The sequence below is a fragment of the Paraoerskovia marina genome, from assembly GCF_900105445.1.
Classification (GTDB): domain Bacteria; phylum Actinomycetota; class Actinomycetes; order Actinomycetales; family Cellulomonadaceae; genus Paraoerskovia; species Paraoerskovia marina.
Genome location: NZ_LT629776.1, coordinates 2,782,164 through 2,797,695, shown reverse-complemented (window position 1 = coordinate 2,797,695; position 15,532 = coordinate 2,782,164). Strand labels below are relative to the sequence as shown.

The following is a 15,532-nucleotide window of genomic DNA, read 5'->3' as shown; positions in this document are numbered from 1 at the left end:
TCGGTTCGTTGTCAGTACTGGGCGAGGGGGTCGGTGACGAGTCGTGGTGTGAGTTCGAGGACGTCGAGGGGGTTGCTGGTGGAGGTGGTGGTGGCGGTGCCGGGGACGTCGGTCCAGGTGGTGGCTCCGGTGATGCGGTATTGGCCGGTCCATTGGGTGGTCAGGGTGATGGTGTAGGTCTGTAGGGCTGTGTATTGGTGGGTGATGGTGTGGTCGGGGTAGGGCTTGCCGGGGTCGGTGGTGGTCTGGGTGGTGCCGTCGCCGAAGTCCCAGGTGTACTCGGTGGGTTGGGCGCGGATCTGGACGGGGGTGCCGAGGAGCTCGGTGGTGGTTTCTTGGGCTGCTTCGTCGGGGTTTTCGGTGTGGACGATGGTGTCGAAGTGGACGATGGTCCAGCCGTTGGGTGGTTGGACGGTGAGGGTTGCGGGTTGGATCTGCATCTCGTGGAAGGCGCGGGCGGCTTCGTCGGCGAGGTCGGCGGGGCCGATGCACTCGGGGCCGGAGGCCAGGGTCCAGGTGCTCCAGGGGGCGGTGTCGTTGTCGCGGGTGGAGACGAAGAGCGGGTCGAGGAGGATCTCGTCGTCGGTGCACTCCGGTAGCTCGCCCAGGGTCAGTGCTGCGGCGCAGGTCGCGGCAATCTCGGGGGAGCGTTGGGCTTCGGGGTTGGTGCACGCAAAGACCGGGAAGCGGTGGTACCGGCTGGTCGCGGGCGCAGTGCTTGTTGGGTCTGCGCGATACAGCGAGGACCGTTCAACGCTGATGGCAATGCTCTTTTCCTCGGCGCTGCCGTCCCAACTCCACAGAGGGAGAACCATGGGAAGAAGGGCCATGCTCATCACTGCGAGATTGACGAGTACGCGCATCAACTCTGATCCGTCGTTAGTTGTAGCGCGCGCCAGCGCTCTCCGTCGTGCATGGCATCAAACTGCATCCACCCTGTGTCTTCACCCCACTGATCCTGAACCTTTCCGTCGACGTCGGTCAGCGAACCAGCGGGCTGGACGAATGCCATGGTCACGGCGTATCCGCCGGTCAGCGAGTCTCGATCGTTGACCTCGAAGTCGGAGAGTTCAGTGCCGGCCATGTCGACAACCAAATCGCGTTCCGCCCAATCCTTCGCATCGGCGATCAAGCTCTCGCACGTCGTACACGTCGACTCGTAGGCCATCTCCGTCAGAGCTCGCGTGTCACCAGTGGTCATTGCGTACTCAGTCAGCGCGATGAAGTACTCAGCCGCAGCTCGTGCGCCCTTCTTGCCAGTGTCGTCCATCGCCGCCGGCCGTGGTGGCGGTGTCGGGCCGGTCTCGGTGGGTTCCGGCTCGCGCGTCTCGCTCGGCTCGGTCGGTGTGGGTTCCGACGTGGTCGGTGCCGCGCTCGTGGTGACGCTCGCACCTGACTCGGGTTCGTCGTCGGATGAGCAGCCTCCCAGCCCGAGGATCAGGGCGACGGGCAGGGCAAGGGCGGGCGTGCGATGTCGGACGCGCATGGAAACTCCTCAGCAGGCGGCAGTCAGCGCACGGTAGCGAGAATCAAGACCTGTCCGCGGAGGGGCTGTGGATAACGAGGGCCTGCTCTGCGTTCACCGTCTCCTTCGTGCCGTTACTACTGTTCGAAGAGCTCGGTGGTGATTTCTTGGAATGCAGGTTGGATCAGCATCTGGTTCAAGGCGCGGGAGGCTTCGTCGGCGGACCGTTGAGCCTCGGGGTCGATGCACGCAAGGACCGGGAAGCGGTGGTACCGGCGCGTCGCGGGCGCGGTGCTTGCGGGAACCTTGCGGTAGACAGTGGACTCATCAACGCTGACGACGATCGATTCGTCCGTCGAGGCGGCAGTCAAAAGGAAGGACGACACTGGCAATGAGGATGAAGAGTGCCGCCTTCACTTGGCACGGCCTTGGTCGGTGACCAACGCCATCACGCGCCAGTCATCGCCGTCGTGTACAACGTCGATCTGGACGTTTCCCGAATCTCCGTCATAGACCTGCACAGCCTTGCCCCCGGCCTCAGAGATCGTCATCTCCTCGGAATCGAACGATGCCAGTACGGCGTACCCGCCTGTCGGCTGGTCTCGGTTGCTCACCGTGATGTTCGTCAGGTCGTTCTTCCCGCCGCTCACGATGTATCCGTTCGACTTGATCCCTTCTGCCTCGGCGATGAGTGCTTCGCATGTCGTGCATGTGGAGGAGTACGTCATCGCACGAAGTGATCTCGAGTCGCCTGATATGGCGGAGTACTCCGTCAGTGCGATGAAGTACTCAGCCGCAGCCTGCGCGCCCTTCTTGCCGGTGTCGTCCATCGCCGCCGGGCGTGGTGGCGGTGTCGGGCCGGTCTCGGTGGGCTCCGGCTCGGGGCTCTCGGTGGGCTCGGTCGTCTCGGGCTCCGACGCGGTTGGTGCCGCGCTCGTGGCGGCGGTCGTACCGGGCTCGGGTTCGTCGTCGGACGAGCAGCCTCCCAGGCCGAGGATCAGGGCGACGGGCAGGGCAAGGGCGAGCGTGCGGCGTCGGACGCGCATGGGAACTCCTCAGCGGGCGACAGTGCGCGCACGGTAGCGAGATTCACAATCTGGCTGCAGATGGGTTGTGGATAGCGAGGGTCTCGTTCGAGTTCACCGACGCCCCCATGCCGTCAGTACTGGCCGATGGGGCTCCGCGCCGCGTAGTGGCATGAGGTCGACGACGTCGAGGTGGTCTGGATGGCGCCGTCGCCGAACTCCCGGGTGAACTCGGTGGGTTGGGCGCGGATTCGGACGTCGATGCCGAGGAGTTCGGCGGGGCCGATGCACTCGGGTAGCTCGCCCAGGGCCAGCGCTGCGGCGCAGGTCGCGGCGATCTCGGCGGACCGCTGGGCCTCGGGGTTGATGCACGCAAAGACCGGGAAGCGGTGGTACCGGCTCGTCGTCGGCGATGAACTCACCGGCGCGGCGCTGTAGATCGTCGAGTCTTCGGCATAGATCGCGACCTGTTGCGCCTGCGTGTCGCCGTTCAAGAGAGGAGGTGGTTCCGGCGTGGTGAAAAGTACGCTCAGCGCGAGAAGCCACGTCATTCTGCAGAGTCCTGGTCGGTGACGACGGCCATGACGCGCCACGTGTTCTCGTCATGTAGAACGTCGATCTGAATGAAGCCGTCGTCGGACCTCGACACGCCGACGTTCTCACCATCGGACGTCGAGACGGCCATCTCACTCGTCTCGAACGCGCCGCTGACTGCGAAGCCACCTGTGAGTGGATCCCGATCGCTGACCTTCAATCCGGAGAGAGTGGTCTCGCCGCCGACGACCACGTAGTCACTATCGCGGTGTGAGTCCGCTCGTTCAGCGAAGTTCTCGCAGGAGATGCACGTGGCGGACAGGGACATCTCTCGAATGGATTCGGATTCGCCCGACTGAAACGCGTAGCCGAGCAATGAAATGAAGTACTCGGCCGCAGCCTGCGCGCCCTTCTTGCCGGTGTCGTCCATCGCCGCCGGGCGTGGTGGCGGCGTCGGGCCGGTCTCGGTCGGTTCCGGCTCCGGGCTCTCGGTTGGCTCGGGCGTCTCAGGCGTCTCGGACACCGACGCGGTCGGTGCCGCACTCGTGGTGACACCCGAACCGGGCTCGGGTTCGTCGGCAGACGAGCAGCCTCCCAGACCGAGGACCAGGGCGGCGGGCAGGACAAGGGCGAGCGTGCGACGTCGGACGCGCATGGGAACTCCTCAGCAGGTGACAGTCCGGGCACGGTAGCGAGAATGAACACCTGTCCGCGGAGGGGCTGTGGATAGCGAGGGCCTGGTCCGAGTTCTTCGATCCCGGGCCTTGACCCCAGATAGTGGACACGCTTGATCCAGGTTCGTCCTGGAGGAAGCGAGATGATCCACTCATGGCGAGGAAGAACTATTCCGAGGAGTTCCGCCTCGATGCGGTCGAGCTCTACCGGTGCACCGATGGCGCGACGATCAGACAGATCGCGGACGAGCTCGGGGTCTACGACGCGACGTTGTCGAGCTGGCTCAAGGCAGCCGGCGTGCCGACAAGGTCGGCCTCCGGGACGACGGCGTCGTCGACCACCGGTGGTGGGGCCGGGACCGCCGAGGAGGAGAACGCCCGGCTGCGCGCCCAGGTCGCCCGCCTGGAGGCAGATCTCAAGCGCACCGAGACCGAGAAGGACATCTTGAAGAAGGCGGCGAAATATTTCGCCGGGGAGACGAACTGGTGAGCCGCTTCCAGTTCGTCGCCGACCACTGCGACACCTTCGAGGTCAAGCGGCTGTGCAGGGTCATGGGGATCGCCCGTTCGTCGTACTACAAGTGGGTCGCCACCGCTGGCGCCAGGGCCGCCCGCAAGGCCGCTGACGACGCCCTGGCCGCGCGGATCGTGGCGGTGCAGAAGAAGGACAAGGCCTACGGGGCGCCGCGGGTGACCGCGGACCTCAACGACGGCGTCGCCGAGCCTGAGCGGGTCAACCGCAAGCGAGTCGCCCGCGTGATGCGTCAGCACGCTCTGCCCGGGCTGCGGCTGCGCCGACGTGTACGCACCACGATCCCTGAACCCGCCGATCGCAAGTACCCCGATCTACTGGGCCGCGACTTCACCGCCGTCGAGGCGAACCGCAAGTACGTCGGCGACATCACCTACCTGCCCTGCGGTGACGGCACATTCCTCTACCTGGCCACCGTGATCGACTGCTACTCACGCCGACTGGTCGGCTGGTCGATCGCCGACCACATGCGCACCGAGCTCGTCATCGACGCCCTGGATGCCGCAGCCCGTGAACGCGGCACCCTGACTGACGCGATCTTCCACGCCGACCATGGGGCGGTCTACACCTCCAAGGACTACGCCGCTGCCTGCGCCCGCCACGGCGTGCTGCAGTCCATGGGCGCCGTGGGCTCCAGCGCGGACAACGCCCTGGCGGAGTCGTTCAACGCCACGATGAAACGCGAAACCCTCGCCGGCGCGCACGCCTACCACGGCCCCGAACACGCCCGCCGGACCGTGTTCCGCTGGATCAACCACTACAACAAGCGCCGCCGCCACTCCTGGTGCGGATACCGCTCACCGATCACCTACGAGACCACGACCACCGCTACGCTGCGACTGGTCGCCTAACCACCCAGCGCGTGTCCACTATCTGGGGTCAAGGCCCCCCCTCGTGTCGTCAGTACTGGGCGAGGGGGTCGGTGACGAGTCGTGGGGTGAGTTCGAGGACGTCGAGGGGGTTGCTGGTGGAGGTGGTGGTGGCGGTGCCGGGGATGTCGGTCCAGGTGGTGGCTCCGGCGATGCGGTATTGGCCGGTCCATTGGGTGGTCAGGGTGATGGTGTAGGTCTGTAGGGCTGTGTATTGGTGGGTGATGGTGTGGTCGGGGTAGGGCTTGCCGGGGTCGGTGGTGGTCTGGGTGGTGCCGTCGCCGAAGTCTCAGGTGTACTCGGTGGGTTGGGCGCGGATCTGGACGGGGATGCCGAGGAGCTCGGTGGTGGTTTCTTGGGCTGCTGTGTCGGGGTTCTGGGTGTGGACGATGGTGTCGAAGTGGACGATGGTCCAGCCGTTGGGTGGTTGGACGGTGAGGGTTGCGGGTTGGATCTGCATCTCGTGGAAGGCGCGGGCGGCTTCGTCGGCGAGGTCGGCGGGGCCGATGCACTCGCCGGAACTCACTAGCTCCCAAGTTCCCCAGGTGTCTCCCTCGTCTCGCTGCGATGTGAAGAGAGCTTCGAGAAGAATCTCGTCGGGTGAGCAATCAGGGACATCTCGTCGTGCCAACGCCAGCTGTTGGCAGGTGGTCGTCATCTGGGGAGATCGCTGAGCCTCTGATGTTTGGCATAGAAGCGCGTCAATGCGCCGATAGCGAATTGTCTGCGGCTCCAGACTTGCGGGTGCCGGGCTGTACCGGGTTGAGAGGTCGATCTGAACAACGACGCTATCTTCGGAGGTCGACGAATCGATGACTGACAGCGGCATGAGGGCCGCGAGGGCCACCGCTGCTGTCCGCGACATCACTCGGCCTCTCCTTGGTCGGAGATCATCCCGACCGCCCGCCAGTCCTCACCATCGTGCATGGTGTCGAACTGAAGATAGCCGGTGTCTGCGTCAAAGTTCTCTGCCACTTCGCCGTCTTTGTCCAGTACAAGCATCTCTTCGGACTCAAACCTCGCGGTCACGCCGAAGGCACCCGTGAGTTCGTCCTTTTCAGAGACCTCGACGTCCATGAGTTCAACGGCTCCGCCATCGACAAGCCAGCCTTTGGATGCATACTCGCTGCTGTTCGCGACGACGTAGTCGCATGTCGCGCATGTCTCGTAAGAAATCGCGATTATCTCAGAGGTGTCGCCCGATCGGAACGTGTAGTTCATGACGAGCATGAAGTACTCAGCCGCAGCCTGTGCGCCCTTCTTTCCGGTGTCGTCCATCGCTGCTGGCCGTGGTGGCGGTGTCGGGCCGGTCGCGGTGGGTTCCGGCTTTGGGCTCTCGGTCGGCTCAGGCGTCTCGGGCGCTGGCGCGGTCGGTGCCGTGGTCGTGGTGGCGCTCGCTCCTGGCTCGGGTTCGTCGTCGGACGTGCAGCCTCCCAGACCGAGGACCAGGGCGACGGGCAGGGCAAGGGCGAGCGTGCGACGTCGGACGCGCATGGGAACTCCTCCGCAGGTGACAGTCCGGGCACCGTAGCGAGATTCGCGATCTGGTTGCAGGTGGCTTGTGGATAACGAGGATCTCGTTCGAGCTCACCGACGCCCTCATGCCGTCAGTACTGGCCGATGGGGGTCGGTGACGCGTAGTGGCATGAGTTTGACGACATCGAGGTGGTCTGGATGGTGCCGTCGCCGAAGTCCCAGGTGCACTCGGTGGGTTGGGCGCGGATCTGGACGTCGATGCCGAGGAGTTCGGCGGGGCCGATGCACTCGGGGCCAGGGTCCAGGTGCTCCAGGGCGTTGTGTGGTTGTCGCGGGTGGAGACGAAGGGCGGGTCGAGGAGGATCTCGTCGTCGGTGCACTCGGGTAGGTCGCCTAGTGTCAGCGCTGCGGCGCAGGTCACGGCGATCTCAGCGGAGCGTTGAGCCTCGGGGCGCTGCTGGAGATCGACGCCTTGCCCACGTGAATCGCGACGGACTCGTCGCTCGTCTGAACATCGATGAAGGAGACGTCGATCAGGGAGTGAACTGCAATCGCGTACACGAGCCCCGCGATCACTGAGCGGCGCCCTGATCCGAAGTCATCGCCATGACTCGCCAGTCGTCGCCGTCATGGACCACGTCAATCTGAAGATACCCAGTGTCGGGCTCGAACGACTCCACCTCGTCTCCGTCCGACGCGGTGACGATCATCTCTTCCATGGAGAAAGCAGCACTGACCGCGTGCCCACCTGTGAGTGAATCCCGGTCGCTCACGGTGAAGTCGGAGAGGGAGATCGCGCCACCTTCTACGAATGCTCCGTCCGCTGAATATTGATCGGCTGTATCAATGAAGTTCTGACACGAACTGCACATCCCTGCGAATCGGATCTCTTGAAGCGGGGCCGTGTCCCCGCCCTGAAGCGCATATCCGACCAGCGCGATGAAGTGCTCAGCCGCAGCCTGAGCGCCCTTCTTTCCGGTGTCGTGCATCGCCGCCGGGCGTGGTGGCGGTGTCGGTGCGGTCTCGCTCGGTTCCGACTCGGGGATCTCGGTCGTCTCGGACGCCGACCCGGTCGGTGCTGTGCTCGTGGTGGCATCCGTACCGGGCCCGGGTTCGTCGCCGGACGAGCAGCTTCCTAGACCGAGGATCAGGGCGACGGGAAGGGCAAGGGCGGGCGTGCGACGTCGGACGCGCATGGAAACTCCTCAGCAGGCGACAGTTCGCGCACGGTAGCGAGAATTGACACCTGTCCGCGGAAGGGCTGTGGATAACGAGGGCCTGGTCCGACTTCACTGACCCCTCCTGCCGTTAGTTCACCGAACCCTCGTGCCTTCAGTACTGGGTGAGGGGGTCTGTGACGAGTCGTGGGGTGAGTTCGAGGACGTCGAGGGGGTTGCTGGTAGAGGTGGTGGTGGCGGTGTCGGGAACGTCGGCGCAGGTGCTCCAGGGCGTGGTCTCGTTGTCGCGGGTGGAGACGAAGAGCGGGTCGAGGAGGATCTCGTCGTCGGTGCACTCGGGTAGCTCGCCCAGGGTCAGTACTGCGGCGCAGGTCGCGGCGATCTCGGCGGACCGTTGAGCTTCCGCGTCCAGACAGAGAAACACAGGGATGCGTCGGTAGCGTTCGGTGTCGGGGGCAGTGCTCGTGGGGACTTTCCGGTACGCGGTGGACATCTCGACGTTGACGGTGACCTGGTCACCTTGAGCATCCGAGTCGTAGAGCCCCCCTGAGGCAGTGAGTGCAAGAAGCGCCAATGCCGCACCGACCTCGATCATTCGGCGCGTCCTTGGTCGGTGACCATCGACATGACCTTCCAGTCGGTGCCGTCGTGCATGACGTCGATCTGGAGATTCCCATCGTCGCCGCCGACCGATTCGACCACGTCACCACCGGGGTCCGTGACGGTCATCGTTTCCGTCGCGAACTTTGCGAAGACTGCGTAGCCGCCCGTGAGCGTGTCGCGCTCGCTGACGTCCAGATCAGAAAGCGAACCCACACCTCCCTCGACGCTGTAGTTCGAGTCGTCATATGAATCGATCCGATCGATGAAGTTGCCGCAGGTGACACACATATCCGGAAGTCTGATCGCAGCGAGTGGCTGCGAGTTCCCACTTGCCAACCCGAAATTGAGCAGCGCGATGAAGTACTCAGCGGCAGCCTGCGCGCCCTTCTTTCCGGTGTCGTCCATCGCCGTCGGGCGTGGTGGCGGTGTCGGTGCGGTCTCGGCGGGTTCCGGCTCGGGGCTCTCGGCCGGCTCAGGCGTCTCGGACGCCGATGCGGTCGATGCCGCGCTCGTGGTGACACCCGAACCGGGCTCGGGCTCGTCGTCGGACGAGCAGCCTCCCAGACTGAGGGCGAGTGCGACGGGCAGGACAAGGGCGAGCGTGCGGCGTCGGACGCGCATGGGAACTCCTCAGCAGGCGACAGTCCGCGCACGGTAGCGAGAATCGCCACCCACCTGCCGAGGGGTTGTGGATAACTCGGGTCAGGGGCGCACCTGGTGCGTCAGGCGCTCCTCGGTCAGGTACGACCAGATCCACCGGGCCTGCTGGTCGACGGATGCGGGAGCATCTGACTCGACCCAGTGGACGATCATCCCGAGCACACTGCCCGCGGTCGCCGCCGCGATCACGTCGATCGGGATGTCGACGGTGGTGTGGCTGCCGCTGAGCGCCGTGAGCGCACGCTTGGTGGAGCCCTCCAGCCGATGGAGGAGTCTCGACAGCGCCTGGGGGGACCCGTGCGCGCCGAGGGCCCGGCGATACAGGGTGCGGTTCTCGTCCACGACGGTCAGGTACCGGACCAGGGTCTCGGGGGGCGGGGTGTGCGGTCGCGGGTCGACGACCCGGAAGTCGGCGTCGACCGCCTCGAGCTCGCGGTCGAGGGCGTCCGCGAGCACGTCCTCGATGCGCTCGTAGTGCTGGTAGAACGAGCTGCGGTTCACATCGGCCGCCGCAGCCAGCGCCGAGACCGAGATATCGCCGAGGTCGCGTTCCGACACGAGAGTCGTCACGGCATCCTGAAGAAGTCGTACGGTGCGCTCAGAACGCGGGTCCATCGAGTTGTCCTTTCACACGCCGAAGGCCGTCCGGCAGATACCGGACGGCCTTCGGAGGGGTGTCGACCCCTGGCTAGCGGGCTCCGGTGCTACTGCTCGACGTCGTCGTCGACCCAGTCCATCGTCTTCGTCACTGCCTTCTTCCAGTTGCGGTAGAGACGCTCGCGCTCCCCCTCGTCCATCGACGGGGACCAGCGCTTGCCCTCGGCCCAGTTGTCGATGACGTCCTGCTCACCGCTCCAGAATCCGACGGCGATCCCAGCAGCGTACGCGGCACCGAGCGCCGTCGTCTCGGCCACCTTGGGACGGACGACGTCGACACCGAGCTGGTCGGCCTGGAACTGCATGAGCAGCTCGTTGGCGACCATGCCGCCGTCGACGCGCAGCTCCTTGAGGTCGACGCCCGAGTCGGCGTTCATCGCGTCAAGCACCTCGCGGGTCTGGAAGGCCGTCGACTCGAGAGCTGCGCGAGCGATGTGGTTGCGGTTGACGAAGCGGGTCAGTCCGACGAGCGCACCGCGGGCGTCGGAGCGCCAGTACGGGGCGAAGAGGCCGGAGAACGCCGGGACGAAGTACGCCCCGCCGTTGTCCTCGACCTTGCCGGCCAGCCACTCGACGTCGGGGGCGTCCTCGAACAGGCCGAGGTTGTCGCGCAGCCACTGCACCAGCGAGCCTGTGACGGCGATCGAACCCTCGAGGGCGTAGACCGCGTCGTTGTCGCCGATCTTGTAGCAGAGGGTGGTGAGCAGGCCGTTCTCGCTCATGACCTTCTCTGTGCCCGTGTTGATCAGCATGAAGTTGCCGGTGCCGTAGGTGTTCTTGGCCTGGCCGACCTCGAAGCAGGCCTGCCCGAAGGTCGCCGCCTGCTGGTCGCCGAGGATGCCCGCGATCGGGACGCCGGGGACCATGCCGCGCTCGCGGCCCTTGCCGTAGACCTCGGACGAGGACTTGATCTCCGGCAGCATCGACATCGGGATGCCCATGTCTGCGGCGATGTCCTCACGCCAGGAGAGCGTGTCGAGGTCCATCAGCATGGTGCGCGAGGCGTTGGTGACGTCGGTGACGTGCACACCGCCGTCGGGACCGCCGGTCATGTTCCACAGCACCCAGGTGTCGGTGGTGCCGAAGAGCAGGTCGCCGTTCTCGGCCTTCTCCCGGGCGCCCTCGACGTTGTCGAGGATCCACTTGACCTTGGGTCCGGCGAAGTAGGTGGCCAGCGGCAGGCCGACGATCGCCTTGTACTTCTCCGCGCCCTCGTCGCCGCCGAGCTCGTCGACGATCTTCTGCGTCCGCGTGTCCTGCCACACGATCGCGTTGTACACGGGCTTGCCGGTGTTCTTGTCCCACACGACGGCGGTCTCGCGCTGGTTGGTGATGCCGACGGCGGCGATGTCCTGGTGGGTGACGTCGCCGCGCGTCAGCGCGAGGCCGACGGCTTCGCGGACGTTGTTCCAGATCTGCTCGGGGTTGTGCTCGACCCAGCCGGCCTTCGGGAAGATCTGGTCGTGCTCGAGCTGGCCGGTCGAGACGATCGACCCAGAGTGGTCGAAGACGATGGCGCGGGAGCTGGTCGTGCCCTGGTCGATGGCGAGAACGTAGTCAGCCATAGTTTTTCCTCAGTCCTTCAGCGTTGATGGATCGTGTGTCAGGGGACGGTTCAGTAGATGGCGCCGGCGAGCACGCCCGCGATGCCACCGCCGACGAGCGGTCCGGCGATCGGGACCCACGAGTAGGCCCAGTCGCTGGAACCCTTGCCCTTGATCGGGAGCAGAGCGTGCGCGATACGGGGGCCGAAGTCACGTGCCGGGTTGATGGCGTACCCGGTCGGTCCACCGATCGAGGCGCCGATGCCGACCACAAGGAGGGCGACGGCGAGCGGGCCCAGGTCGACGGGCGAGTTGCCGAAGCTCAGGACGACGAACACGAGCGTGAAGGTCGCGATGACCTCGGTGACGAAGTTCCATCCGTACGAGCGCAGCTCCGGACCGGTGGAGAAGACACCGAGCTTGACGGCCGGGTCGGCCTGCTCGTCGAAGTGCTTCTTGTAGGCGAGGAAGGCGAGCGCGGAACCGACCGCGGCACCGGCGATCTGTGCGGTGACGTACCAGAACCCGTTCGCCGCCGTGACGGGGATGCCGGGGGCGAACTCCTCGGCGCCCGAGGCCCAGATGCCGAACGTGACGGCGGGGTTGATGTGCGCGCCGGTCGAGAACGCGACGTACACACCGGCGAAGACACCGAGGCCCCAGCCGAAGTTGATCATCAGCCAGCCGCCGCCCTCACCCTTCGTCTTGGGCAGGATGGCATTGGCCACCACACCGGCACCGAGCAGGAGCAGCATCATCGTTCCCAGGAACTCGGGAAGGATCAGGTCGGACCAGACGTCCATGGTCATTCTCTCTTTCGTGTCGACTTCGTCGTCGGAGTGGCGTCACGCCGCGCAGGTGCGACGTCGCGGTTGTCAGTTGGTGCGAAGTGGCTTGAACGGTGCGATATCAGGGGCGTCGAGGCGGGTGCGCTCGGCGCTCGCGTCATCTGGTTCCTTCTCTGCGGCATCTTCTGCCGCGGCTCGTGCGGTGTAGGACTCGATCTCGTGCGCCTTCCGCTCCTCGTCCCACCCGAGCTCCGGGGCGACGAGGTCGGTAATCTCCTGCAGCGCGGAGACCCCACGGTCGGGCACCTCGTAGTTGATGCGTGTGCGGTGGAGGAGGATGTCCTCGAGGTGGACGGCGCCCTCGTGGGTGGCGGCGTAGAGGATCTCGGCGCGCAGGTAGGCGTCGGTGGCCTCGAGCGTCTTGGCCAGCGACGGGTCCTGCTGGCACAGCTCGACGATCTCGCGGAGGTTGGAGCCGTACCGGTGCAGCAGGTGGTCGACCATCTGCGTGGTCCAGCCGTAGCGGTGCGCCCACGTGCGGGCCTGGCGCTGGACGGCCTTGAGACCGACGGCGCCCGCGAGCGGGATCTGGTCCGTGATGGACGGGAGGGCCGAGGCGCGCTGACCGATCGCGAAGTCGACGGCGTCCTCGGCCATGACGCGGTAGGTCGTCAGCTTGCCGCCCGCGATGACGGTGAGGCCGGGCGTGGGGCTTGCCACCGTGTGCTCGCGCGACACCTTGGACGAGCTGGTGCCCTCCTTGGTGCCCGGCTGCAGCAGCGGGCGCAGCCCGGCCCACGTCCCGATCACGTCCTCGCGGGTCAGCGGCTTGGCGAGCACCGCGTTCGCGTGCTCGATGACGTAGTCGATGTCGGCCGACGTCGCGACGGGGTGGGTGAGCTCCTGCTCCCACGGGGTGTCGGTGGTGCCGATCACCCAGTAGCGCGACCACGGGATGACGAAGAGGACCGACTTCTCGGTCTGCAGGATCAGGCCGACCTGACCCTTGATGCGCTCGCGGGGCACGACGATGTGGATGCCCTTGGACGCGAGCACCTTGAGGCCGCCCTCGTCACCCGACAGTGCCTCGGTGTCCTCGGTCCAGACGCCGGTCGCGTTGATCACGGAGCGGGCGCGGACGGTGATCTCGCGACCGGTCTCGAGGTCGACGACGACGGCGCCGTTGACGGTCCCGGTCGCCCCCTTGGTCAGCTCGACGACCTGGGTGCGCGACGCCGCGTGGGCGCCGTACGAGGCGGCCGTGCGGACGAGGGTGGTGACGAGGCGGGCGTCGTCGACGGTGGCGTCCCAGTACTGGACTGCGCCGATCGCGGCGTCGTGGGCGAGGTCGGGGAACTTGCGCTCCATCCCGCGCTTGGACACGTGGCGGTGCAGCGGGAGGGCGCGTTTGCCGGACGCGAGGCTCGCGAGCGTGTCGTACATCGCGATGCCGGTGCCGACGTAAGCGCGCTCCCAGACACGGTGCTCGAGCGGGTAGAGGAAGGCGACGGGCTTGACCAGGTGCGGCGCGATCGTCTTGAGCAGGAGGTCGCGCTCGGTCAGTGCCTCGTGGACGAGGTTGAAGTCGAGCATCTGGAGGTACCGGAGTCCTCCGTGCACGAGCTTGGAGGAGCGGCTCGAGGTCCCGGAGGCCCAGTCCTGGGACTCGACGATCCCGGTCGAGAGTCCGCGCGTCGCCGCGTCGAGGGCGATTCCGGCGCCCGTGACTCCGCCCCCGATGACGAGCACGTCGAGCTCCTCGCTGGGGGCCGAGCTCGCCTGCAACGCGTCGAGGGCCTGCTGGCGTGAATGGGTGGTGAGTCGTGCGGACGCCATCGGTTCTCCTCCGTCAGGTGTTACTGCCTCGTACGGGTTAACGTGACCACGGTTGGAACGTGCGCGCAACCGGTGTGCACACATGTGCAAGGCGAACCGTGGTGAGGGGTTGGGATCAATCGACCGGGAGCAGGACGTCCTGCGGGCCGCATCCATGTATTACCTGCAGGACATGAAGATGGAGGCGATAGCCAAACATCTGCACACCTCGCGCAGCACGGTGTCGCGGCTGGTCAAGCGTGCACGGGAGACGGGGCTCGTGGAGATCACGCTCCGGCCTTCTGGAAGCCGTGCGCCCGGGCTCGCCCAGCGGATCGAGGACCGGTTCGGCGTCGACGTCTGGGTGGTGCCCGTCCCGGAGTCGGCGACCGAGGTCGAGAGGCTGGACCAGGTGGCGCGCACGGCGGCACGGCTCCTCGACACCTGGGTCGAGTCCGACACCATCGTCGGCATCGCGTGGGGCACCACGCTCGTCGCGATCGCCCGGCACCTCACGCGCAAGCCCACGCGCGGCAGCGCGATCGTCCAGCTCAACGGCGCCGCGAACGTCCGCACCTCCGGGGTGCACTACGCCGGTGACCTCGTCACCGCGTTCGCCGACGCCTTCGAGGCGCACCCGCACCACTTCCCGGTGCCAGCCTTCTTCGACTACGCCGAGACCAAGCGGGCGATGTGGAGAGAGCGCTCGATCCAGCGGGTCCTCGACGTCCAGCACCGGGCGGACATCGCACTCTTCTCCGTCGGGGCGCTCTCGGGCGGGCTCCCGAGCCACGTCTACTCCGCGGGATACCTCGAGCCCGAGGACATCGCCGTGCTCGACGAGGAGGGCGTGGTCGGTGACGTGTGCACCGTCTTTCTCCGTGAGGACGGGACGTACTCGGACATCGCGCTCAACGAGCGGGCCACCGGGCCGAGCCCCGCGGATCTCATGACCGTGCCGCGGCGGGTCTGCGCGGTCGCCGGTGACAACAAGGTTGTCCCCCTGCGGGCGGCGCTCGCGGCCGGCACGATCACGTCGCTCGTGATCGACGAGGCGACGGCGCTGCGGCTGCTGCGGGACTAGCGTCCCCTGCCGAGCGGTACGTTGTGGTCCTCACGCGGGGGTTCGGAGGACAACAACGTGCCCCTCGGCGGCACTCGGGTATACAGTCGCTCGCATGGATATGCAGTCGATCGTGAGCATCCGCCCGGCCCTGCCCGCGGACGTGCGCTCGATCGCCTCTCTCGTCGAGCCGTATGCCGTGGATCGACGCCTGCTCGCCAAGGACCTCGTCGTCTACTTCGAGTCCGTGCAGGAGTTCCTCGTCGCCGAGGCCGACGGCGTCGTCGTGGGATGCGGGGCGCTCCACGTGCTCTGGGAAGACCTCGCCGAGGTGCGCACGGTTGCCGTCGACCCGGGCTGGCGCGGTCGCGGACTTGGTCATCTCCTCGTCCGTGAGCTGCTCGACCGGGCGCGGACCCTCGGTCTGCAGCGCGTCTTCTGCCTGACGTTCGAGGTCGAGTTCTTCGGCCGGCACGGCTTCGCCGAGCTCACGGGCGAGGCGGTGACCCCCGAGGTCTACGCAGAGCTGCTCCGGTCGCCCGACGACGGGGTCGCGGAGTTCCTGGATCTCGCGAGGGTCAAGCCGAACACCCTGGGGAACACGCGGATGATCGCCCACCTCTGACGCCTGGGTGCCGGCGGCCCAGGG

The 15,532-nt window shown here is 66.4% G+C and carries 18 protein-coding genes; 3 read left to right on the top strand and 15 right to left on the bottom strand.

The features are described from left to right. Positions 1 to 11: 11 nt before the first annotated feature. The 6 genes from BLU20_RS12740 to BLU20_RS12715 form a co-directional block, all read right to left on the bottom strand. Positions 12 to 863, bottom strand: a complete 852-nt coding sequence (locus BLU20_RS12740) for a PKD domain-containing protein (RefSeq protein ID WP_083372743.1) — start codon at positions 861 to 863, stop codon at positions 12 to 14. Continuing rightward, positions 863 to 1,486 (bottom strand): DUF6318 family protein, encoded by a 624-nt coding sequence (locus BLU20_RS12735; RefSeq protein ID WP_157270486.1) that lies wholly within the window; start codon positions 1,484 to 1,486, stop codon positions 863 to 865. The genes BLU20_RS12740 and BLU20_RS12735 overlap by 1 nt, the downstream gene beginning before the upstream one ends. A gap of 116 nt (positions 1,487 to 1,602) precedes the next feature. Next, positions 1,603 to 1,851, bottom strand: coding sequence for a hypothetical protein (locus BLU20_RS12730; protein WP_083372741.1), 249 nt, complete (start codon positions 1,849 to 1,851; stop codon positions 1,603 to 1,605). A 27-nt stretch (positions 1,852 to 1,878) separates the two neighbouring features. Further along, positions 1,879 to 2,511 (bottom strand): DUF6318 family protein, encoded by a 633-nt coding sequence (locus tag BLU20_RS12725; protein WP_083372740.1) that lies wholly within the window; start codon positions 2,509 to 2,511, stop codon positions 1,879 to 1,881. 113 nt (positions 2,512 to 2,624) lie between these two features. After that, positions 2,625 to 2,984, bottom strand: coding sequence for a hypothetical protein (locus BLU20_RS12720; RefSeq protein ID WP_157270485.1), 360 nt, complete (start codon positions 2,982 to 2,984; stop codon positions 2,625 to 2,627). 53 nt (positions 2,985 to 3,037) lie between these two features. Continuing rightward, positions 3,038 to 3,547, bottom strand: a complete 510-nt coding sequence (locus BLU20_RS12715) for a DUF6318 family protein (protein ID WP_157270270.1) — start codon at positions 3,545 to 3,547, stop codon at positions 3,038 to 3,040. Positions 3,548 to 3,852: 305 nt separating this feature from the next. On the opposite strand from BLU20_RS12715, the gene BLU20_RS12710 reads away from it, so the two are divergent. Then, positions 3,853 to 5,081, top strand: a protein-coding gene (locus BLU20_RS12710) for an IS3 family transposase (protein ID WP_407946453.1) whose coding sequence is annotated in 2 segments (ribosomal slippage) — positions 3,853 to 4,168 and positions 4,168 to 5,081 — 1,230 coding nt in all. Because the reading frame shifts where the segments join, the coding sequence is not laid out codon by codon here. Between the two features lie 307 nt (positions 5,082 to 5,388). On the opposite strand, the gene BLU20_RS13815 is transcribed toward BLU20_RS12710, so the two are convergent. The 9 genes from BLU20_RS13815 to BLU20_RS12665 form a co-directional block, all read right to left on the bottom strand. Then, the gene (locus tag BLU20_RS13815) at positions 5,389 to 5,964 is read right to left on the bottom strand and encodes a hypothetical protein (protein WP_157270484.1); all 576 of its coding nucleotides are present in this window, start codon (positions 5,962 to 5,964) and stop codon (positions 5,389 to 5,391) included. Then, the gene (locus tag BLU20_RS12700) at positions 5,964 to 6,593 is read right to left on the bottom strand and encodes a DUF6318 family protein (protein ID WP_157270483.1); all 630 of its coding nucleotides are present in this window, start codon (positions 6,591 to 6,593) and stop codon (positions 5,964 to 5,966) included. Before BLU20_RS12700 ends, BLU20_RS13815 begins: the two co-directional genes overlap by 1 nt. Positions 6,594 to 7,147: 554 nt before the next feature. Continuing rightward, a complete protein-coding gene (locus tag BLU20_RS12695) occupies positions 7,148 to 7,771 on the bottom strand; it encodes a DUF6318 family protein (protein ID WP_157270481.1) in 624 nt (207 codons plus the stop codon). A 136-nt stretch (positions 7,772 to 7,907) separates the two neighbouring features. Next, positions 7,908 to 8,348 carry a hypothetical protein gene (locus tag BLU20_RS12690; protein ID WP_083372735.1) on the bottom strand — a complete coding sequence of 147 codons (441 nt, stop codon included), beginning with the start codon at positions 8,346 to 8,348 and terminating at the stop codon, positions 7,908 to 7,910. After that, on the bottom strand, positions 8,345 to 8,977 hold the full coding sequence (locus BLU20_RS12685) for a DUF6318 family protein (RefSeq protein ID WP_083372734.1): 633 nt from the start codon (positions 8,975 to 8,977) through the stop codon (positions 8,345 to 8,347). The genes BLU20_RS12690 and BLU20_RS12685 overlap by 4 nt, the downstream gene beginning before the upstream one ends. Before the next feature lie 81 nt (positions 8,978 to 9,058). Continuing rightward, the gene (locus tag BLU20_RS12680; RefSeq protein ID WP_083372733.1) at positions 9,059 to 9,586 is read right to left on the bottom strand and encodes a TetR-like C-terminal domain-containing protein; all 528 of its coding nucleotides are present in this window, start codon (positions 9,584 to 9,586) and stop codon (positions 9,059 to 9,061) included. A 134-nt stretch (positions 9,587 to 9,720) separates the two neighbouring features. Continuing rightward, positions 9,721 to 11,238 (bottom strand): glycerol kinase GlpK, encoded by a 1,518-nt coding sequence (glpK, locus tag BLU20_RS12675; RefSeq protein WP_029252073.1) that lies wholly within the window; start codon positions 11,236 to 11,238, stop codon positions 9,721 to 9,723. Positions 11,239 to 11,288: 50 nt separating this feature from the next. Further along, complete coding sequence (locus tag BLU20_RS12670) at positions 11,289 to 12,020, bottom strand: MIP/aquaporin family protein (protein ID WP_083373064.1); 732 nt, start codon at positions 12,018 to 12,020, stop codon at positions 11,289 to 11,291. A gap of 72 nt (positions 12,021 to 12,092) precedes the next feature. Then, positions 12,093 to 13,841 carry a glycerol-3-phosphate dehydrogenase/oxidase gene (locus BLU20_RS12665; protein ID WP_083372732.1) on the bottom strand — a complete coding sequence of 583 codons (1,749 nt, stop codon included), beginning with the start codon at positions 13,839 to 13,841 and terminating at the stop codon, positions 12,093 to 12,095. A gap of 82 nt (positions 13,842 to 13,923) precedes the next feature. Here BLU20_RS12665 and BLU20_RS12660 point away from each other — a divergent pair, with 82 nt between their 5' ends. Both BLU20_RS12660 and BLU20_RS12655 read left to right on the top strand, forming a co-directional pair. Further along, positions 13,924 to 14,904, top strand: a complete 981-nt coding sequence (locus BLU20_RS12660; protein WP_083372731.1) for a sugar-binding transcriptional regulator — start codon at positions 13,924 to 13,926, stop codon at positions 14,902 to 14,904. A gap of 100 nt (positions 14,905 to 15,004) precedes the next feature. Further along, complete coding sequence (locus BLU20_RS12655) at positions 15,005 to 15,508, top strand: amino-acid N-acetyltransferase (RefSeq protein ID WP_083372730.1); 504 nt, start codon at positions 15,005 to 15,007, stop codon at positions 15,506 to 15,508. The last annotated feature ends 24 nt before the right edge of the window (positions 15,509 to 15,532 follow it).